The sequence below is a fragment of the Methanococcus aeolicus Nankai-3 genome, assembly GCF_000017185.1.
Taxonomy (GTDB): Archaea; AGJL01; Methanococci; order Methanococcales; family Methanococcaceae; genus Methanofervidicoccus; species Methanofervidicoccus aeolicus.
Genome location: NC_009635.1, coordinates 1078691 through 1099637 on the forward strand (window position 1 = coordinate 1078691; position 20947 = coordinate 1099637).

Genomic DNA, 20947 nt, shown 5'->3' on the forward strand with positions numbered 1-20947 from the left:
AAATGGGGGACATTAGTTTTTTAAATCACAACAAAAAACAATTAAATATTATTCATTTATTAAATAATAGAAATATAGTATGATAATAGGTATTTAATAAACAAATAGGGGCAATATAAAATATATATGGCTTGGAGCTCCGGGAGCTCCCCATAAATAAAAATAGATAAATAATTAATTAATAGAATTTAAGATATTTAAAAGCATCTCCGCCCTCAAAAGCATAATGTATTTCCGAATAGCTTTTAGCAAATTCTACAATATCTTCTTTAACTTTTTTAATGTCCTCTCCATCAATTGCTATTCTTTTCATAAATTCAGCAATTTCGTCCATTTCGCTTTCCTTCATTCCTAACCGAGTACATTCTTGACTTCCCAATCTTATACCGCTTGGATTATCGGAATTGCTCACATCGTCCCACGGCAATAGGTTTTTATTTAATATTATATTGGCTTCTTCAAACATTGTTGCCAATTCTCTTGCTGAAAACTCAATGCATTCTGATTTTTCTATGTCAAGTATAACTTGGTGGCTTTCTGTAAATCCTTTGTGCTCACACAACACATTACAGCCTCTTTCATATAAAGCCTGTCCAAGTGCCTTAGCATTTTTAACAACTTGTTTAGCATAAGCTTCTCCAAATTCTTTTGTTTCTGCCAGTGCAATAGCAAGACCTGCCTTATGGTGTAAATGATGGTTTGATACAACTCCAGGGAATATTTTATCATCGATTTTCTTAGCATTCTTTTTCTCTGTTAATACCACTCCACCTTGGGTTCCAAATAATGTTTTGTGGGTGCTTCCCATCATATATTCAGCCCCTTCTCTGAGTGGGTCTTGGAATTGTCCTCCCGCAATTAATCCCAATACATGAGCTCCATCATAGGCAATAGTTGCCCCAACTTCATTTGCAGCATCTACGGCATCTTTTACTGGGTGTGGGAATGGGAATAAACTACCACCAAATAATACCAATCTTGGTTTTTCTTCCAAAATTTGTTTAACCATTTTATCTACATCGATGTTCATCTCTTCGGCATCGAATGGGTGAGCTGATGCTCTTAATCCTCTAATACCTGCGGCACTTACTTTCCAGTGGCTTATATGTCCCCCATTTGGAACATCCATAGCCATTAATTTATCGCCCGGTTTTGCCTCTGCGAAAAATACGGCAAGATTTGCCACCACACCACTTGTTGGTTGCACATTTGCATGTTCTGCTTTAAAAATATCTTCCGATAATTCAATACATAAATTTTCAATGTCGTCTATATATTCGCAACCCTGGTATAACCTGTTATTTGGTAATCCTTCTGCATATCTGTGCATAAAGTCAGTAGCACATGCTTCTCTTACTGGAATACTGGTTATATTTTCACTTGCAATTAATTTAATACATTCTCTCATCCAGTTGTGTTGTTTTAGAGCCGTTTCTCTTACAAATTGTTGAACTTCTGATGGATTCATATTTTTCCTCTTTTTTATTATTTATTGTTATGTTAGTTGTTATAATTATTGTTTATTTTAAGTAGTATTTTGTTTTTGTCATATTTCTACTATTTAAAATAAAGGTAATATACTACCCGCCGTTGGAGCGATAGCTGGAATTTTAAAGTTTTTCCAAATTGTCATGGCAAATGATAAAGATTGATATCTTTCACCATGCATTACAAATACTTTTTTAGGTTTTGGTATTTTCTTCATATATCTTATTAATGAATTATAATCACTGTGGGCCGAAAATTCCACTTTTACAACTTCGCCCCTTACTGGAATTTTATTCCTAAATGGAGTTATTTCCTCTGCCCCGTCTTCAAGCTGTCTTCCCAGTGTCTCTTCTGCTTGGAACCCTGTTAATATTATTTTATTTTTTGGACTTTTTAGAAGTTTTAAATATTGTAATATGGGGCCTCCTTGCACCATTCCAGAGGTAGAAATTATAATGCATGGTTCCTTATTATATATTTCACTACTATTTTCTTTATTTACAATGGTGACATCTCCAAATGGATTTATCCTATTTTCAAGGTTGTTTCTTATTTTAGGATTTAACCATTCTGAATGGCTCATATATATTCCTGTGGTATGCACCAAAGAGCCTTCAACATATATGGGAACTCTTTTTAATAATTTACTCCTCATATAATTATGCAATACCGCTATAATCTCCTGAGACCGCCCCACAGCAAAAACTGGAATAATTACCTTGCCTCCTTTTTCTATGGTGGCAGATATTTCATCAATAAGTTGTTTTTCGAGTGCCTTTCTAGATGGTTTTATATCTGTTGGAGCTCCGTAGGTAGATTCAATTATAAGGGTATCAATTTCATCAATATCTGTGTCGGCTGATTTTAGCGTTCTGGTTTCTATTTCGTTGATATCTCCAGTATATAGTAGTTTTTTACCGCCTATGTCCAAATATACAGAGGAGCTCCCCAATATATGCCCAGCATCATACAACCTCATTGTAATATCGCTGGTGATTTTTTTAGGCTCTCTGTAATTTACTGCCTTTATATTATTCATAGCCTTTTGTATATTCTCTTCAGGGTATGTTTTTGATAATTTTGAAATATCTTTCCATAAAATATACATTAAATCAACACTTGGTATTGTGGAATAAATCGGATTTTTAAAATTAAAATAAGGAACCGCTCCACAATGGTCTAAATGAGAATGTGACACCACAACGGCATCAATATCATTTGGATTAATTTTTGGTAATGAATTATCCGATGGATTCATACCACAATCTACAAGTATTTTTGATTTTTTTGTATCAATTTCCACACAGGACATACCAATTTGGTGACATCCTCCGTGAAATCTAACAATAGTCATTATATCCCTTTATTGGTTATTATCGTTATATATTCTATTATTTATTTCAATATTAAAATTATCAATATTTCCCATTTCGCACCGGGTAATAATGGATGCCACAATATTTTTGGAGTATTTTATATTAATTGAATTTGGCCCAATAAATGTAAAATCTGGTTTAAATCCTTCTTTAATCAATCCCACATTATTTAGCCCCAATATTTTGGCATTATTTATTGTAGCAAATTTTAATATTTCTTTTGGCTCAATATGATACAATTTATAAATAAAATCCATTTCTTTAAATATTGAGGGCGAATTAGCCATAAAATTATCCGTCCCAAGTCCAATTAATATGTTTGATTTTAGGAGCTCCACAATATTTGGCAATCCAATATTAAAAGAGGCATTTGCCCTCGGGCAAACCACAACGGGAATATTGTATTCATTTAAAAGATTTATTTCATGAGATTCTGAATGAGTTGCGTGAATTATAAAATTTGGATTTAGATTTAAATCTATTATTCTTTCTATTTCTGTTCTATTATGGTGTTTCTTCGAATATTCCACAGAACCTTTATGCTCATTTGCATGTATTGAAAATAGTTTTGTGGTTTTTTTTCTAATAAATTTTAATTCGTTATCCGAATATTCATTACATCCACTTAACCCTATTCCATTGGAATTTTTTAAAATTTCTTTTATTTCTTGTTTTAATTCTAATTTATCAGTTTTAGTTGGTCTTCCCAATATTATTGGATTTGGCGGTAGTATTTTTCTTGATTGTTCTTGTGGATATAGGAGCTCCTGGTATGATTTTTTAAATAAATCTATACCTTTCAATCCATTTTCCCTAAAATCACAAAAATAATTTATTCCATTGTTGTATAATTCATACATACCATCCAGTATCCCATAGATTATTGTTTTATCATCACAACTATTTAAAAATTTGTGTTTTAATCCATTTGGTGGTTTAACCAATTCATCGAGAGTTTTGTTTATTCCAATATCTTTAATGACATTGTCCCCAATATGAGTATGGGCGTTTATTAGAGGGGGAATTATAATTCCATCATATTTTATGTAGTTTTTAATATTTTCGTTTGTAAATCCTTTTATTATGTTGTCTTCTATTGTTAAAATTCCTTTTTTAAGCTCAAAATTTTCCCCATATAAAAAATTTGATTTAAGATATGTTGCCATAATACCACCATAACTATAATAATATTAATTGTATATTTTATTAAAAATAATATATATAGTAAATCTTCGGACAATTTCACTAAACCCCCATACTAAAATGCAAAATAATATAAAATTAGCAAAAATAAACAATATTATAAAATGCGTTGGGACGGATTAGGGACAGTTTTTGAAGATTAACTATAAAGGTGATAAAAATGTATTGTATCAAGAAACCTTCCGTCAGGGCAAGTTATGAAGAGTTAGTTAAAGAAGTATTGAAAAACGGGGAAGATATGATAACAGAAGATGGGCAAAAATGTAGGGAGATAAGAAACACAGTAATAGAAATTACAAATCCGAAATTAAAAAGTATAAGCCCTAAATACCCCCTTGGAAAAAAGGCAGTAGAGCAATACACCAATAATTTATTGTATGGCTCTGAAAATGTTTTTTCTTATGATTATCATTCTCGGTTATTCAAATATCCAGTAAATAATAAAGAAATAAACCAAATCGATTTTATTGTTGAGAAATTAAAAGAACAGCAAAATTCAAGGCGATGCGTTGCTATTACATGGCAACCCAATATTGATATTGAAGTAAGTAATAAAGACCATGGTTCTGTTCCATGTTTGCAATTTGTTCAATTTCTTATACGAGATAATAAGCTATATCAGACCGTATTATTTAGAAGTAACGATCTGGCAGTCGCTTTTGTAAGTAATGCATTAGGATTGATTGCATTAGGTGAAATGGTAGCGGAAAAAGTCGGCGTTGATTATGGAACATATACACACCACAGCGTTTCAATGCACATCTATATTGACAGGGATAGAGATTATATTGAAAAGTATTTTCCTGAATCTTTAAAATATTTAGAATAATTTTTTATTTTTAGAGGGTGGTATTATAGAAAAAGAAATTATTTTTAATGAGGATTTTTATGATAAATTTATAAAATGCTTGAAAGATAAGATGAAATTTGAATTAGAAAATGCAGTTGTTGAAGGAGATGTCTCTATTGCTGATATTTATAATAAAATAAAAGAAGAAAATGAATCATTATTAAATGAAATTATTGAAGAAAAAGAGAGAAAAATAATTTTAAATATGGATATAGAAATAAATATAGAAAATGTTGAATTTAAAGGCAAATTTAACATGGAAAAATTTCATAATTTCGAAATTAAAAAAAATGTTATACCATCATTTAATAAAGAACTTAGTTTTTATGAAATTACATTTGATAAATTTGTGGGTTTTTATGGAGTATTATTTAATGAATATGCTAATTTTAGTAAAGCCGTATTTGAAGAAGATGTTAATTTTAAGTTCTCTACTTTTAATGGAGAAGCTTATTTTAAAGATACTAAATTTAACAAACAAGATATGACAAATCAGGGAAAAACGGATTTTAATGGGACTACATTTGAAAAGTATGCTACTTTTGAAAACGCCCAATTTGAAGGAAGGGCTGATTTTAATGAAGTCAAATTTAAAGAAAATACTGATTTTAGTGAAGCCATATTTAATGATGAGACACATTTTTACAATGCCAAATTTAACATGGATACAAAAAAAATAGGAACTGCGAATTTCACCCACACTCAATTTAAAAAATATGCTGAGTTTACATCTGCATTATTTAACAAAAAAGTAGGGTTCTATCATAATATATTCGAAGAAGAAATTAATTTCACAGATACTAAATTTAAAGGAAGGGCTGATTTTGGGGGAGTTATATTTAAAGGAAAAGTTGGGTTTAACTACTCCATATTTTTAGATATCGTCGAGTTTAGTGATACTACTTTTGAAGGAGAAGTTGATTTTAAGAAAGCCATATTTAATAAATTGAAATGTTCTGAATCAACTTTTAAATCTCGTGCGTATTTTGAAGATATTTTTTTTAATTTATTATCTTTTGTCAAATGTGGATTTAGGGACACTACATCATTTAAAAAAGAGACATTAACTGATGAAAAAGTTAAAGAATTAAATAAAGAAGAAATAACAGAAATAGAAAATTATGAAAATTTAGCAATATTTAATTTTGTTAGGTTTGATGAATATACTACAATAGATAATTTTCAATTATCAAAAACATCTTTTTTAAGAACAGATGTTAGAAAAGTAATGCTTACAGAATATTTTGAAGATGAAAATTTTAAAGAAATATTATCTCATAAACTTTTAACTAACCGTAATAATAATAAAGGAATATATGAAAAAGCATATAAAATACTCGAAAAACAGTTAAATAACCACATTTCCGTTCTTGCAGAATATAGAAACCTAAGATTATCCATTGAAGATAACATAACTTATGAAGAAGCTTCAAATTTATATAAGATGGAAATGGGGTTAAAAAAAAAGTATTCAAAAAATAATTTTGAAAAAATTGCTATTATACTATATGGCATATTGTCTGACTATGGAGAATCTGTGGAAAAATCTATTTTATGGGGTATTTTTGCGATTACCTCGCTACCAGTAATAGCATTAGCTTGCAAATATTTCAGTATAACCATTGTGGGTTTATATTACTTGGTAAAAGATATTATATTACTATTGATATTAACAGTTATAATCATGGGTTTAATAGCATATGGTGTATTGGCAACTATATCATGGGATTATAATACTACAACCACCAAACTTGGCGAGTTATTTACGAAGTTTAAAACTATAATTGGCCATATATGCGGTGCAATATCATCAATTAACCCAAAATTGTTCCCATATGCAATGTTTTTTTTAGTAGTAGGTATTTTTTACGTTAGCGTCCAATATTATGTATCACTTCTCGATACAATTACTGTATTTTTCCAATTGGGTATTAATACTACAACAGCAGAAACTAATAATCCTGAGCACATTATGAAAAACTGGGAGCTCCCTATAAGAATAATATCATTAATTTTATTGGGTAATCTATATATCGCACTTAGAAGAAGATTGAGCAGAAAATAATTTTTAAACATTGTATTTATTGCAGACTACGGGAGTATTGCAGACCTCGGAGCTCCCCCATAATTCCCCTAAAATATCCCAATATTAAATCTTCATAAATAAATAATTCCCCAACAACAAAGCATCACCAACAGATTTAAAGGACTTTAAAGCATCTTGTTCATTGCAAACAATGGGTTCGCCGTGTAAATTAAAACTTGTATTTAAAACAAATGGGACATTAACAACGCCATTCACATAATCAATGATATTATAGTAGGTTGGATTAAATTCCTTTTTCAGAGTTTGAGCCCTAGTGGTGTCATCATTATGCACCACTCCATCTATTTTATTAATATATTCTTTTTTTACATCAAATAAAGTAGTCATAAACGGATTGTAGTGCGGATTTTTAAAATATTCCTCAACATAATCATATAGCATAGTTGGAGCAAAAGGCATAAAACTATCCCTATTAAGCATTTTATTAATCTTTTTTGCATTTTCCTTTTTAGGTAGTGCCAATATACTTCTATTTCCAAGTGCCCGAGCTCCAAACTCCATTTTATTTCTACAAATACATATAATTTTATTACTTATTAATAAATTGCCTATTGTTTCAGGAATTTCTTTTTCCTCAATGTATTTAATTTTATATTGATTTTCATTTAACTTTATTTTTTCAACAATATTAATTATATTTTCATTTTTTATATCGTATCCTAAATATGTGGTTTTTAAATCTACAAATTTTTTATTAAATAACAATGATGCACCAACAGAAAGCCCCTCGTCCCCCATAAACGGAGGAACAAATAAATTATAATTTTCCATTATTTTTTTATTCAATTGAACATTTTGGGCAACTCCACCGCTAAAAACTATATTTTTTATGCCTGTTTCATTTGAAAACTCATTTATTAGTTTTAAAACTTCGCTTTCCAATGTTTTTTGGGCATATTTTGAAATCAATATTTTACCATTAAACTCATTTATATTGATATTTTCTAAATTAAATATCTTTTTCAGTGCTTTTGTAGCCTCAAATCCCACAACACCCAAATAATTATTAATCGTTTTGATTTTTTTATTGTATTCTATTATTTTTAAATTATTTAAATCAATATTTAGGTTGGTATCATAGGTAGATAAACTCATTACCTTTCCTTCATCCTCCATCGGCTTAAATCCCAATACTTCCGTAATAGAGGCATAAAAATCCCCCATAGAATCAATTAAATCACTTTGTGCTATTGGTTCTATTCCTTTATTACTTCCAATTGATACCGTTGAGGAAAATCCATCTCCCCCCCCATCCATAGTAATAATTAAACATTCCTTATTTTTAAAATTTGATAATTTATACAATGATGCATGGCATAAATGGTGATTAAAATACAGCATAGGAATATTTAATTTATTTTGTATCTCCTTTAATTCTTTTAATCGTTTTCCTTTTCTAAACATGCCCCCTACTGTTATTATTTCTGGTTTTTTGTCTGTGTCCGTGTTTTCTGTGTTATTATTTATGCTGTTGATTATGTAATTTATTGAATTTATGGGAGCTCCCCTTTGATTTTTTTTCCTTGTAAATCTTTCTTCGCCTACGGCATATTTTAAATTATTGGTGTTATCAATTAAACAGGCACTAGAATTATGTCCGTCGGTTAATCCCAAAATCATAAATAATCCTCATTAAATAGGTAATTAAATATATAATATTAATTAGGTTTATATCATATATTTTATTATAAATTATACATTTAACATTAAGCAATATGTAGTGTTGTATGTTATATAATATTATATTATTTGGTGATTTAATGAATAAAAAGAAACTAATATTGTTTGACCTTGATAGTACGCTAATAGAAAATGAAACAATTGACGAATTTGCAAAAATTACAGGGGTGGAAAATGAAGTAAAGGAAATAACAAAAGATGCAATGAATGGAAAGCTAAATTTTGAACAATCCCTTAAAAAAAGAGTGGCACTTATAAAGGGAGCTCCCACCAGCAAAATAAAAGAAGCCGTATCTACATTTAAATTAACAGAAGGAGCAAAAGAGACTATTGAAGAGTTAAAAAATAGAGGGTATATTGTGGGAGTTGTTAGCGGTGGCTTTACTGTGGCAACTGATAAAATTAAAGAAATGCTTGGTTTGGATTATGCCTACTCCAACAATCTCATAGAAAATGATGGAATATTAACAGGAGAAGTTAATGGAGTTATGATGGAGGAACAGGCAAAAGGGAAAATGCTAAAAGAATTGGCAAAAAGGGAAAATATAGATTTAAAAGATACCGTTGTTGTAGGCGATGGAGCAAATGACCTAAGTATGTTTAAAGTGGCAGGTTTTAAAATAGCATTTTGTGCAAAGGATATTTTAAAGAAAAATGCCGATATTTGTATAGAAAAAAGAGATTTAAGAGAAATTTTAAAATATATAGAATAAAATATATATTAGATGGTCCTATAATTAATATGATAATTAGTGCATATAGTAATTAATATAGGGGTGCATATTAATGAAAAATACCAATCTAAAAGACATATTAAATAACATAAATAAAGAAATAAATGAATTGTATGGGGATACAAAAGAATTAAAGGAAGAAAGAAATAATGCAAATGAAAAAGTTAAAATCTATAAAATTAAAAGAGAAGAAATTAATCAACTTGTTAAAGAAAAAATAGAAGAAATAAGGAAATTAAAGGTAAAACGAGCAGAATTAATAAATGAATTTAAAGGATTAATGTTAAATAAAGAATCCATAGTTAAAGAAATAGAAAGAATAGAACAAATAATAGAAACACATCGTCCAACTATTGAAAAAGAAAGGGAACTCATAGGAGAAGTTGAATATTATAGAAAACTTCATGCCAAAAGTGAAGTTGCAGATGAATTGGGTGCTAAAATAAATGAAATATCTGATGAAATATCTGAACTAGTAAAAAAATCCGCAGAGGAACATAGTAAAGTAGTAGATAATGCTAAAATAAGTGCAGATAGCCATCAAAAATTGATAAGGACATATAATAAAATAAACCAATTAAAAGAAGAAGCTAATAAGATATACAATAAAATAAAGGGAGAGGTAAAAGAAGAAGGGGAGAAAGAGGAGAATGAAAAAGAAACTAATGAAGAGGAAAAATAATAAAATAATAAATGAATTAATATATTAAAAATACAATCCATAGTAAATCGACGAACATTCTTCACTAACATTGTATGTAAAAGGCGACTTATCTTCTATTAATTCCAAATTAACGATTAATTCGTCCTTAATTATTTGGGACGATTAAGGAACATATAATGTCGATTCACTATAATCAAAGATTAGCTAATTTATATAAAGATTTTTGCGTGTAAATATGAAAACCCCCCCTTATGTAAAAATATCGGAGCTCCAACAAAAATATAATTTAAAAAATGAAGAAAAAATATTTTTAGGAACTGATGGGAGCATTACCAATTTATTAGAGATATTATTTAACGATAAAGTAATTGTAAAGACCATTAGCCAAATGACCATTGAGGATACATATTATAGAACTGTTATTTTGAAAATTAAAAACATTCCTATGATATATGCCACTTCAAAGATACCACTTAAAAATATAAAAAACAATGAATTGAGAGAAAATATATCAAAAGACCTACTATCTGCGGACATACCAATAGGCAAAATTCTAAAAATGCATAATTTAGAAACACGGCGAGAAATTAAAAATATAACCTATGATAGCATTGATAAAAATGTCCAACAATACCTTGAAACTACTAAAACGGAGCTCCCCCAAAGAACATACAACATAATTTATAAAAATAATATATTAATGGAATTAACTGAAATATTTAATGTTGGGGAACATTTGTAGTTATGTTGGGGAGCTTTTTACATCATGTCCCCATATTCTTAATATTTTATATCTTATTATTAAATATATTAAGATATGATAAAACATTACAGAACATACTTTTCAAACGGACCATATAATATATTTGAAATTTTTGAATATGTTCATTATATTGCCTGATTAATTAAATTATTTTTTTAGAATATTATTTATTATAATATATAAAAAAAGTGGGGGGATAATATGTCCAAAAAAGCACTATTTTATGAAAAAATGGCAGATAATAAAGTTAGGTGTAATATTTGTCATAGGCATTGTGTAATATTAGATAAAAAAAGGGGATTCTGTAAAGGTCGAGAAAATAACAATGGGGAACTATATGCTGTAAATTATGGAAAGGTTTGTTCAATGGCAATTGACCCAATTGAAAAAAAACCATTATTCAATTTTCATCCAAATTCATCGGTATTTTCAGTAGCAACAGGAGGTTGTAATTTTAGATGTCTTCACTGTCAAAATTGGCAGATTAGCCAGTATGCTCCCGATGACATACCATATAATGAGTTATATCCAGAAGATATTGTAAATATGGCAGTTAAATATAATTGCGATGGAATAGCATATACATACACAGAACCAACAATTTTTTATGAATTAATGAATGATACTTCAAATATTGCAAAAGAAAAAGCCCTATTTAACACCATGATAACAAATGGATATATTGAAAAAGAACCTTTAAAAAACTTAAAAATAGATGCAATGAATATAGATATTAAAGGAAATGAGAAATTTTATAAAGAAGTATGTTTTGCAAAATTGGAGCCTGTATTGGAGACCTGCATTAATGCAAAAAAATTAGGTATTCATTGTGAAATTACAAATTTAATTATTCCAACATATAATGATGCCATTGAGGACATTAGGTTAATTATAGAATTTGTAAAAGATAAACTTGGAAAAGAAACTCCGCTTCATTTTACAGGATTTTATCCAGATTATAAACTTACAAATGTGCCACCCACTCCTGCGGAGCCTCTTATAAATGCCCAAAAAATGGCAATTGAAGAGGGGCTAAAATATGTATATGTTGGCAATGTTCCGGGCTGTGATGAAAATACCTACTGTCCAAATTGTGGGGAGCTCCTTATTAAAAGAAGAGGATTTTCAGTGATTGAAAATAATTTGGATGTGGTAGGGAGCTCCTGTAAATGTCCAAAATGTCGTGAAAAAATAGATATTATAATATAAAATTAATATATGAATATTATTAATTTTATTATAATTTTATTTTTATATTTTAATCGGTGCATATATGAACAACCCCAAAAAACCCAAAAAAGAATATTTTGGAATTGATAAAGATGTTTTATTACTTACCACAGTTAGTTTTATAAATGATTTAAGTAGTGAAATGATTATGCCAATTCTTCCATTATTTATAACTTCATTGGGGGGTTCAAGTGTAGTTGTTGGTCTAATAGGGGGATTAAAAGATAGTATATCAAGTATTTTAAAGGTAATATCTGGATATTATTCTGATAAAACAGGCAGGAGAAAAGTTTTTGTTTTTGCAGGTTATTTAACCTCATCCATTTTTAAATTATTACTTTCATTTTCAACTACTTGGTTTGGAGTTTTATTTTTTTCGGCATTTGAAAGGGTTGGAAAAGGTGTAAGAACAGCCCCACGAGATGCCATTATATCAGATTTAATGGCCGAAAAAAGAGGAATGGGATTTGGAATTCAACGGGCAGGAGATACATTTGGGGCAATACTTGGGTCTGTGGGCGTACTCATACTTTTCTGGTACTTATATTATGATTTTAGGGAAATTATATTAATATCGGCGTCCCTTTCATTTTTAGCACTGGTTCCTCTTTATTTTCTTAAAGAGAAAAAAAAGATTAAAAGGCAAAATTTATCGCTAAAAATAGGTTTAAAAAATTTATCAACTCCATTAAAACTATTTATATTGATATCTGGTATATTTACATTGGCCAATTTTAGTTATATGTTTTATATCCTAAAAGCCCAGACAATTTTTACTGGTCGGTTGGCTATCGGAGCTCCCATAATATTATATATTTTGTTTAATATATTTTATGGCATATTTGCTCTTCCTTTTGGAGTTCTTTCGGATAAAATAGGGAGAAAAAAAGTTATTATTTTTGGATACCTCATATATGCCATAACTGCCTTTGGATTTGCATTATTTAATTCTTTAAATTATTTCATAATATTATTTGCACTATATGGAATATCCTATGCCATAATTGAAGGAAACCAGAGAGCTTATGTATCCGATTTATCATCAGAATATATAAGGGGAACTGCATTGGGAACATTTCATACCATTGTTGGTTTAATGGCATTGCCTTCAAGTTTAATAGCTGGGTATTTATGGAGTATCGACCCCAACATACCTTTTATATATGGGGGAATTGTGGCATTAATTTCAAGCATGTTATTTATAATATTTGCAATAAAGTTTAAGTTAAGTTAATTAAGTGATAAAATATACAGATATAGAAAATACCAATTAATGTGAAAATATGTTTAAAGAAGATAAAAAAAGAACGCTAAATAAATTAAATGAGGCCATAAAAAATAATTTTGTGGATAAAGGCGTAATGTACATAGTAGATAAAATTAACGAAAAAGAGAATTACTATACAACAAGTAGCTGTATTGGTAGATGCGGAATAATGGAATTTCCAAAAAATAAAACTCCAAAAATATTCTCAAAATGGCTTGGAAAATGGCATCATTATGCCACCAATGAGGAACTATTTGATGCCATGGCAAATAAATCGGAGGAATTTAAAAATATAATATTTATTATGAACTCCCCCATATTACATATAGCTTCAAAAGATATGGAATGTGCCAAAAAACTACTTGAATGTGCATACCACAACGGATTAAAGGCGTCGTCTATAAAATCAATAAATAAAAGGAGAATTATTGTAGAAATAATGACTACCAATAAAGTAGATGCCCCAATTGGAATTGATGGAAAAATTGTTGTAGATGATGAATATTTAAAAGTACTATTGAAAATAGGAAATGAAAAACTTAAATTATCCAGAGACGGAATATATAGATTTTATGAAAAATTGGATACCATATAATTAATATACCCAAACAAATAATAAAAAATATAAAATATAATAAAATATATAGGAGCTCCAAGATGATAAAATGTTTAAAATTCGTAAAATTATAACTATATCCGATTATGTAACGGCAATAAATATTATTTTAGGACTATGTGCAATAATATTTCATGATTTTAGATTTATATATGCTTCAATAGTATTTGATGCATTAGATGGATTCGTAGCAAGAAAAACAAACACGGTTTCAGATTTTGGTGCTGAATTGGATAGTATTTGTGATGTGGTTAGTTTTGGGGTAGCTCCTGCCTATTTACTGTATTATTATTTCAATAGTCCATTTGTGTTGGTTGCCTCATTAATTTTCCTTGTGTGTGGAGCTTTTAGGTTGGCGAGATTTGGTGTGCTTGATGTTAAATACTTTATAGGACTTCCAATTCCTGCGGGAGCTTTAATTTTGGCCATTATTTGTGAATTTTTCATAAATTATAATAATTATATTGTAAATTATGGCATTTCTGAAAATATAATTAATATTGTTGTATCAATTTTAGGTGTGATTTTCGGAGTTCTAATGATAAGTGATATTAGCTATCCCAAATATCCAAACAAAATAATGATGGGAATTTTTGGGGTATCTTTAATATTAAGTATGTTTGGAATATTTGAACCACTTGGAATTTGTGCTGTTTGTTATGTAATTTATGGATTGTTTAAAAATGAAAATGTTCAATAACAAAAAGGCAGATTATAGTTAATCTTCAAAAACCGTCCCTTGTTTGTCTCAGATAGTCCAAAGATTGACTATATTCAACATAGCATAACACAAAAACAGTATAATGTATGGGGGTGCATATGTCCATATAATAATGATTGAGGCATATGTGAACATCCAATATTATACACATATAAAATACCATAACTACCAGATACTCTCGTAGGCGATATTATGTATTATAATAACAATAATAATAACAATAATAATAACAATAATTCATTAATCAGCGAGATAATAAAAAACATAACAACACCACATTTAAATAGAAAACTCCTCACAAATTTCAATAAAAACAAATTATATTATACGGCCAAACAGGCAGACAATAATATAAAAGTTGTTCTACCATTTATTTTTAAAAGAGATGATTTGTTGGATTTAAATAAAAATGGGTTAGAAGGAAGTACTGCGAGAATTATAGAACTTATTAAAGAAGAAATAAAAAGAAAAAAATTTCCAGAATTATCGGGAAATGGCGGAAAGCGATATATGGAGCTGTTTGAGCCCATTACCGTAGTAAATAGTGATTTAAATATCGGTTGTAATTTATGGAGGGCTGATGCCTATAATTTCATAAGCGATGATAATATTTATTTATCGTTAAAAATGATTTATGGGGATGGAGCTCCCAAAACAATTGCCAGAAATATTGATGAATTAACATATAAATTAGATGATTTTATACAAAAAATACCATATAAAATACTTGAAAAAGAAAATATAAACACCATAAATCAGAAAGATTTAAGAAGCAAATTAAAAGATTTGGGGCTTGTGTCTTTTGTAGGAGACAGTTCAAAACCTGCGAGAGAATATACAAATGTAAGAAGACATTACAGAATTGCAGGACCGAAAAAAGGAATAAATGTGGCTTTTGAAACTCCAAAAGAATTAACGCCAATTGCCGTGGAGTTATATGATGGCAACATTATTACGGGACTCGGAATAAAAGAAAGGGAAATATATATTATCACTGGGAGAAATGCCCAGGGAAAAACAACTCTTTTAGAGGCCATTGATAGTGGAAGAGACGACCATTTAATAGGCGATGGAAGGGAATATATTATTACCACAAAAAACATATCTAAGGCTACAACAGGATGCATGCAAATGTATGGGCAAGATATAAGTCTATTTTTTGAAAAATTGCCAAAAGGAATAAAAGGCACACCCAAAGAGGTCCATGGAACTGCATCAGGTTCTATGACCATGGCATATCAAATTCAGAAGGCACTATCCACTGGCGTAGATTTAATATTAATTGATGAAGATAATTCAGCTGTAAATTTACTTGTAAGTGGTTTGCTTTCAAGCTGGTTTGAAGGAGTTAAACCACTTTCGGAAATTATAATGAATGAAAGAGAAAAATTAAATTCTGCATTTATAATTATAACTAGTAGTTTGGATTTACTTACGGCTTCAGGAGATAGGGGGATTTATTTGGAAAATCACGAAGCAAAATATTTGAATATAGATAAATTTAAAGAAGAGTTGAGCAATTATTATTTAACGCTTGGTAAAGATATTCGTCTTAATAGAAATAAAAAATAAAAGTTTTATAAGATTAAATAAAATAAAAATACTGAAAAAAAGGAATGATATAAATGTTTGATACAAAAAAAGTTTTAGAATTGGCAAATAAAGATTTTGAAAAAGCTTGGATAACTACAAAGGATTTAATAAAAGATGCCCCAATAAATAAAAAATACCCAAGAATAAAACCATCATTTGGAAAAACAAATCCAGTAATGGATACAATTGAACAGCTTAGGCAGGCATATTTAAGGATGGGATTTGAAGAATATATAAATCCTGTAATTGTAGATGAAAAGGACATATACAAACAATTTGGACCAGAAGCTATGGCTGTATTGGATAGATGTTTTTATTTAGCTGGATTGCCAAGACCAGACATAGGGCTAAGTAATGATAAAATTGAACAGATTGAAAAATTAGGCATAAAAATAGACAGCAACGAAAAAAAGGAGAATTTAAGGAAAACACTTCATTTATACAAAAAGGGAGTGTTGGAAGGAGACGATTTAGTATATGAAATAGCAAATAGTTTAGGATTATCCAATGAAATGGGATTAAAAATATTGGAAGAAGTATTTCCCGAATTTAAAAACTTAAAGGCCGAATCATTACCTTTAACTCTTAGAAGTCATATGACATCTGGCTGGTTTATAACAATATCTGAAATGATGGGAAAAAAACCACTCCCCTATGCCCTGTTTTCAATTGATAGATGTTTTAGAAGGGAGCAAAAAGAGGATAAAAGCCATTTAATGACATATCATTCTGCTTCCTGTGTCCTGGTGGGAGAAGATATTACTCTTGATGATGGAAAAGCCATAGCCGAAGGGTTGTTATCACAATTTGGATTTACGGACTTCCAATTTAGGCCAGATGAGAAAAAAAGTAAATACTACACCCCGGAAACTCAAACGGAGGTATATGCATACCACCCCAAATTAAAGGAATGGCTTGAAGTTGCCACATTTGGAATATATTCACCAATTGCTTTAAGTAAATACAATATTAGCGTTCCCGTTATGAATTTGGGGCTTGGAGTGGAAAGACTTGCAATGATTAACCATAATTACGAGGATGTAAGAAAAATGGTTTATCCTCAATTTTATGAACAGACCCTTAGCGATAGAGATATAGCATATAGTATAAAAGTAGATAAAGTGCCCGTCCTTGATGAATTAAAGGATTTAACAGGGGAATTAATAGAATTATGTGTTAAAAATAAAGATAAACAGTCTCCTTGTGAGGTATTTATTGAAAAGAAAATAAAATTCTACAACACCACTAAAACCATAAAAATAACGCTATTTGAAAAAGAGGAAGGTAAAAATTTATTGGGTCCCTCAATATTAAATAAAATATTTGTGCACAATGGAAATATATTTGGAGTTCCTGAATCGTTTGACAATGTTAAAGAGGAATTTGTGAAAGTTTTAAGTGAGGCCAAAAATAAGGGAGCTCCCACAAATTTAACTTATATAGATACAATATGTTATAAAATAACATCAAAAATAGAGGAGGCCCTTATCTCAAATACTAAAAAGTTAAAAATCAGAGCTCCGATTGTAAGAAGTTTAAGCGATGTAAATTTAAAAATAGATGAGTTGGCTTTAAAGCAGATAATGGGAAACAACAAGGTTATAGACATAAGAGGTCCCGTATTTTTAAATGTGAAATGTGAAATAAATGATTAAATCTTTTATTTATTTTTATTATTTTTTTATTTTATTATAAATACTATTAAATACTATTATTCTAGGGGATTAACATAATATACAATTTTATTTCCATCTTCTTTGGCATTTACAATATCCAATTCTTCCATTTTTCTTAGATTGTATCTAACAGTTTCAACATTCATATCTAAATCTTTGGCTATTTTTCTTAAATGGGCATCATTATTTAACAGATATTGATATATTTCATTTTGGGTATTACTTAAATATAACAACAGTAAATCATTTTTATCCATTCCCACCGGGTAGTATATTATCTTATTACCTATCTTTTTACTTTTTATTAATTCTGCCTTTTCCAATATTCTTAAATGCCACGACAATGTTGATAATGATATATTTAACTCTTCGGATAATTTTCTTAAATGACGTCCAGGGTTATCTATTATGTAATCATAAATTTCTTTTCTTTTTTTATTTAAAAGAACCTTATCTTTGTTATTTGTGGTTATCCTCAATACTACAAATACTGATGTGGATGCGATATTTAAAAGAAAGTTTGCCAATTTCTTTTTTAAAACTTCAAAAATGCTTATAATGGATAATAATGAAGTCAATATAAGCAAAATCATAGGTAATGATGATGAAGCAACCTTTTTGATTATGAAGATATATATCAAATTAGCCAAACTTAATTTATCGGGCTTAAATCCAGCATATATTTTGTTTCCAACCTTTATTGCAGCAGGTTCTCCATTTGCATATGTTGCAATAATTTCTCCCTTTTTAGGGTAGGTATAATAATCAATAACTTGGGTTTTGTTGAGTCTTAATGGGTCTTTTACCCAATATATTGTAGTTGATGTATTGATTTTTTTAGAACTTGGCAATGGGGCAAATATTATGGCATTGGTTGTGGTATTGATATCTTTATGCGAGATAATTAAATTTACGAGTTTGGAATCATTTGTAATTTTAAAGTTAAGTTTTTTAATCAGAGAAATTTCTGTATCTGCATTTATATATGGGGGTATGACAATGTATTCCTTTTTTTCACCTACATAGAATACAGGGCTGTTATTTACATAATCTAAATAAACTGTATTGTTGTAAATATTAATATTTACGCCGTCAATGGTATGATGTATGCAATTATTAAATGCAAAGGTACTACTAAGTAAATACATTGCAATTAATATAGTTGCCATTATGCCATAGCCAAATTTTTTCATAATAACCCCAATGAATATAAAATAAAATAATCAGTAATTATTTAGGTAAATACCAATAGACATCAAAATTGAAACTATTATCAAACTTATAATTCCAAAGATTATATCTATATCAATAAAACCCATAAATATCAATAAAGAAATCTCTAAAAATATTATTGAAATACCCATCAATATAGAGCCAAATAAACTATTTTTTCTTTTTTTCTTATATTTTTTTTCTAATTTTACTATAATATCATTTTCTTTCATTTTTTTACCAATTACTATGTTTTCCATTATTATAATACACATCCAAGCCCAGGTTAATTGCAATTTCATAAGATTTTTTATTTGACAAATATATAGCATTTCGAGTAGTATTTAACGCTAATACAATTGCCTTTGCATCATTTAGTGATATATCCTTTAATTCATGCAAATCCCTAATATCCATCCATTTTTCATCACTAAATTCATATATTGTAGGATTATATAGGTTTTTATAATTACAACCCTCAGGCATCATTACTCCTTTAAAATCTGAATAAATTGTAGTTAATAATTCATCGGGTAATTCGCCACCAATAATTAAAGTTTTCCTTCGATTTATACCCAACAACGGGAATAATACCAATATACTTGGTAATATAACACCATTAAGCACAACTGCGGATTTTAGTTTTTTTGATGAAGTGGGTTGTTTTATTACCACAGAGAAGACTTTTAATTCCTTTGGTTTATATTCCTCATATTCTGTATTTTCGGAAGTTTTTTTATTTTTATTATTATTTTTATTATTATTTTTATTATTATTTTCTTCGGTTTTGGTATTGGATGATGATGATGATGGTGTGTTTTTATTGTTTTCATTATTTTTTGGAAGGAGTGTTGTAATTTTATGATGGTTATTGGATGGACTTAGAGGGTATGTATTATAGGGCATATAAAAATCCAAACCTTCAACTTTGGCTATTCCAATGACATATGACTTTCCCACTTTAAGTGCTGGTTTTATAGCTATATTCTCATAAGTGTCATTCCAAGCGTAAAATCTTAAATAAAATGTAGGAACATTATCTGATATTATATTAAAAGATTTCGTTATATCTTCATTTGGATTTAATACTGTTGAATCGTTCCCAAGATGTATTTTGGTATTATTAATCTCTACCCAATAACTGACATTCATATTCAAAGAGATATTTTTATCGTTTTTTATTATATAATTAGCTGTCCATTCAGTAGATCCATTACTTAAAATTTTATTTGACTTTGTTATTGAAAATGGGATAGATAGCGAATATCTCACTTTTACCTTTGCTGGAATTTTAAAACTTATGTTATGTTCTTTAAAGTATAAAGTTGAAGAGCTATCAATTTTTGATAATGTTATTGTTTTATAGGAATTAGCTGGAACTAAAACTGAAGTGTTTTTAATAACAAATCCATCTGGAAACGAGACATTAACTAGTATATCATATGGATAGTTGTTTGTTATATTGTAATAAACCTTCCATTCATTTTTATTGATTTTATTTGCTGATATACCTATAAACATGTTAAATTTTTCAGGAGATAGGGAAATAGTTATATTTTTTGGTTGTGAGAGATAAGTAGAGACATTTATATAGTATATATTAATACCAAAAGACTCTGGGTTTTCATAATCTATATATAATTTAGAAATATTTACCCCTTGAGAATCATTTGGGTAGAAGATAACATCCCTATATTCATACATTTCCCCATAACTTACAGAAAGCAATACAAAAAATATTGCTATTAAATATCTCTTTTTCATAAT

Annotated in this window: 18 protein-coding genes; 11 read left to right on the forward strand and 7 right to left on the reverse strand. The window is 28.9% G+C overall.

From position 1 onward, the window contains the following. Positions 1–178 precede the first annotated feature (178 nt). The 3 genes from glyA to MAEO_RS05285 form a co-directional block, all read right to left on the reverse strand. Positions 179–1468: a bifunctional serine hydroxymethyltransferase/L-allo-threonine aldolase gene (gene glyA, locus MAEO_RS05275; RefSeq protein ID WP_011973756.1), complete on the reverse strand. Its 1290-nt coding sequence runs from the start codon at positions 1466–1468 to the stop codon at positions 179–181. 93 nt (positions 1469–1561) lie between these two features. Further along, complete coding sequence (locus MAEO_RS05280; RefSeq protein ID WP_011973757.1) at positions 1562–2842, reverse strand: MBL fold metallo-hydrolase; 1281 nt, start codon at positions 2840–2842, stop codon at positions 1562–1564. A gap of 9 nt (positions 2843–2851) precedes the next feature. Continuing rightward, a complete protein-coding gene (locus MAEO_RS05285; RefSeq protein ID WP_011973758.1) occupies positions 2852–4030 on the reverse strand; it encodes an amidohydrolase family protein in 1179 nt (392 codons plus the stop codon). 197 nt (positions 4031–4227) lie between these two features. Between MAEO_RS05285 and MAEO_RS05290 the strand changes: the two genes are divergently transcribed. Beyond that, the gene (locus MAEO_RS05290) at positions 4228–4896 is read left to right on the forward strand and encodes a thymidylate synthase (RefSeq protein ID WP_011973759.1); all 669 of its coding nucleotides are present in this window, start codon (positions 4228–4230) and stop codon (positions 4894–4896) included. A 91-nt stretch (positions 4897–4987) separates the two neighbouring features. Beyond that, positions 4988–6982 (forward strand): pentapeptide repeat-containing protein, encoded by a 1995-nt coding sequence (locus MAEO_RS05295; RefSeq protein WP_011973760.1) that lies wholly within the window; start codon positions 4988–4990, stop codon positions 6980–6982. 84 nt (positions 6983–7066) lie between these two features. Here the strand turns inward: MAEO_RS05295 and MAEO_RS05300 are convergent, their stop codons facing one another. Next, positions 7067–8644 (reverse strand): carbamoyltransferase C-terminal domain-containing protein, encoded by a 1578-nt coding sequence (locus tag MAEO_RS05300; RefSeq protein ID WP_011973761.1) that lies wholly within the window; start codon positions 8642–8644, stop codon positions 7067–7069. 140 nt (positions 8645–8784) lie between these two features. Here MAEO_RS05300 and serB point away from each other — a divergent pair, with 140 nt between their 5' ends. The 9 genes from serB to sepS all read left to right on the forward strand — a co-directional run bounded on the left by serB (position 8785) and on the right by sepS (position 17947). After that, a complete protein-coding gene (gene serB / locus MAEO_RS05305; RefSeq protein ID WP_011973762.1) occupies positions 8785–9417 on the forward strand; it encodes a phosphoserine phosphatase SerB in 633 nt (210 codons plus the stop codon). Between the two features lie 73 nt (positions 9418–9490). Then, positions 9491–10120: a coiled-coil domain-containing protein gene (locus MAEO_RS05310; protein WP_011973763.1), complete on the forward strand. Its 630-nt coding sequence runs from the start codon at positions 9491–9493 to the stop codon at positions 10118–10120. A 217-nt stretch (positions 10121–10337) separates the two neighbouring features. Then, the gene (locus MAEO_RS05315; RefSeq protein WP_011973764.1) at positions 10338–10844 is read left to right on the forward strand and encodes a chorismate--pyruvate lyase family protein; all 507 of its coding nucleotides are present in this window, start codon (positions 10338–10340) and stop codon (positions 10842–10844) included. 222 nt (positions 10845–11066) lie between these two features. Next, positions 11067–12074 carry an AmmeMemoRadiSam system radical SAM enzyme gene (amrS, locus tag MAEO_RS05320; protein ID WP_011973765.1) on the forward strand — a complete coding sequence of 336 codons (1008 nt, stop codon included), beginning with the start codon at positions 11067–11069 and terminating at the stop codon, positions 12072–12074. Positions 12075–12138: 64 nt separating this feature from the next. Next, positions 12139–13329, forward strand: coding sequence for an MFS transporter (locus MAEO_RS05325; RefSeq protein WP_011973766.1), 1191 nt, complete (start codon positions 12139–12141; stop codon positions 13327–13329). A 49-nt stretch (positions 13330–13378) separates the two neighbouring features. Then, positions 13379–13957 carry a tRNA(Phe) 7-((3-amino-3-carboxypropyl)-4-demethylwyosine(37)-N(4))-methyltransferase Taw3 gene (gene taw3, locus MAEO_RS05330; RefSeq protein WP_011973767.1) on the forward strand — a complete coding sequence of 193 codons (579 nt, stop codon included), beginning with the start codon at positions 13379–13381 and terminating at the stop codon, positions 13955–13957. Between the two features lie 70 nt (positions 13958–14027). Then, positions 14028–14678, forward strand: a complete 651-nt coding sequence (gene pssA / locus MAEO_RS05335; protein WP_011973768.1) for a CDP-diacylglycerol--serine O-phosphatidyltransferase — start codon at positions 14028–14030, stop codon at positions 14676–14678. Between the two features lie 213 nt (positions 14679–14891). Continuing rightward, entirely contained in the window at positions 14892–16271 is a 1380-nt protein-coding gene (locus MAEO_RS05340; protein WP_011973769.1) for a P-loop domain-containing protein, read from the forward strand. Between the two features lie 53 nt (positions 16272–16324). Further along, the gene (gene sepS / locus MAEO_RS05345) at positions 16325–17947 is read left to right on the forward strand and encodes an O-phosphoserine--tRNA ligase (RefSeq protein ID WP_011973770.1); all 1623 of its coding nucleotides are present in this window, start codon (positions 16325–16327) and stop codon (positions 17945–17947) included. A gap of 56 nt (positions 17948–18003) precedes the next feature. Here the strand turns inward: sepS and MAEO_RS05350 are convergent, their stop codons facing one another. From MAEO_RS05350 to MAEO_RS05360, 3 genes are read right to left on the reverse strand one after another with little or no spacing between them, the layout of a single operon-like run. Then, positions 18004–19161: a winged helix-turn-helix transcriptional regulator gene (locus MAEO_RS05350; protein WP_011973771.1), complete on the reverse strand. Its 1158-nt coding sequence runs from the start codon at positions 19159–19161 to the stop codon at positions 18004–18006. A 30-nt stretch (positions 19162–19191) separates the two neighbouring features. Beyond that, complete coding sequence (locus MAEO_RS05355) at positions 19192–19413, reverse strand: hypothetical protein (RefSeq protein ID WP_198002415.1); 222 nt, start codon at positions 19411–19413, stop codon at positions 19192–19194. 4 nt (positions 19414–19417) lie between these two features. Continuing rightward, entirely contained in the window at positions 19418–20944 is a 1527-nt protein-coding gene (locus MAEO_RS05360) for a hypothetical protein (RefSeq protein WP_232202516.1), read from the reverse strand. Positions 20945–20947: the final 3 nt, after the last annotated feature.

What these genes read in the sequence shown, in the direction of transcription:
- MAEO_RS05300 (WP_011973761.1), bottom strand. Translation starts at nt 8,644, where the DNA reads ATGATTTTGGGATTAACCGACGGACATAATTCTAGTGCCTGTTTAATT.
- MAEO_RS05340 (WP_011973769.1), top strand. Translation starts at nt 14,892, where the DNA reads ATGTATTATAATAACAATAATAATAACAATAATAATAACAATAATTCA.
- MAEO_RS05315 (WP_011973764.1), top strand. Translation starts at nt 10,338, where the DNA reads ATGAAAACCCCCCCTTATGTAAAAATATCGGAGCTCCAACAAAAATAT.
- MAEO_RS05295 (WP_011973760.1), top strand. Translation starts at nt 4,988, where the DNA reads ATGAAATTTGAATTAGAAAATGCAGTTGTTGAAGGAGATGTCTCTATT.
- MAEO_RS05350 (WP_011973771.1), bottom strand. Translation starts at nt 19,161, where the DNA reads ATGAAAAAATTTGGCTATGGCATAATGGCAACTATATTAATTGCAATG.
- MAEO_RS05310 (WP_011973763.1), top strand. Translation starts at nt 9,491, where the DNA reads ATGAAAAATACCAATCTAAAAGACATATTAAATAACATAAATAAAGAA.
- pssA (WP_011973768.1), top strand. Translation starts at nt 14,028, where the DNA reads ATGTTTAAAATTCGTAAAATTATAACTATATCCGATTATGTAACGGCA.
- taw3 (WP_011973767.1), top strand. Translation starts at nt 13,379, where the DNA reads ATGTTTAAAGAAGATAAAAAAAGAACGCTAAATAAATTAAATGAGGCC.
- sepS (WP_011973770.1), top strand. Translation starts at nt 16,325, where the DNA reads ATGTTTGATACAAAAAAAGTTTTAGAATTGGCAAATAAAGATTTTGAA.
- MAEO_RS05360 (WP_232202516.1), bottom strand. Translation starts at nt 20,944, where the DNA reads ATGAAAAAGAGATATTTAATAGCAATATTTTTTGTATTGCTTTCTGTA.
- MAEO_RS05285 (WP_011973758.1), bottom strand. Translation starts at nt 4,030, where the DNA reads ATGGCAACATATCTTAAATCAAATTTTTTATATGGGGAAAATTTTGAG.
- MAEO_RS05290 (WP_011973759.1), top strand. Translation starts at nt 4,228, where the DNA reads ATGTATTGTATCAAGAAACCTTCCGTCAGGGCAAGTTATGAAGAGTTA.
- amrS (WP_011973765.1), top strand. Translation starts at nt 11,067, where the DNA reads ATGTCCAAAAAAGCACTATTTTATGAAAAAATGGCAGATAATAAAGTT.
- MAEO_RS05280 (WP_011973757.1), bottom strand. Translation starts at nt 2,842, where the DNA reads ATGACTATTGTTAGATTTCACGGAGGATGTCACCAAATTGGTATGTCC.
- MAEO_RS05325 (WP_011973766.1), top strand. Translation starts at nt 12,139, where the DNA reads ATGAACAACCCCAAAAAACCCAAAAAAGAATATTTTGGAATTGATAAA.
- serB (WP_011973762.1), top strand. Translation starts at nt 8,785, where the DNA reads ATGAATAAAAAGAAACTAATATTGTTTGACCTTGATAGTACGCTAATA.
- glyA (WP_011973756.1), bottom strand. Translation starts at nt 1,468, where the DNA reads ATGAATCCATCAGAAGTTCAACAATTTGTAAGAGAAACGGCTCTAAAA.
- MAEO_RS05355 (WP_198002415.1), bottom strand. Translation starts at nt 19,413, where the DNA reads ATGAAAGAAAATGATATTATAGTAAAATTAGAAAAAAAATATAAGAAA.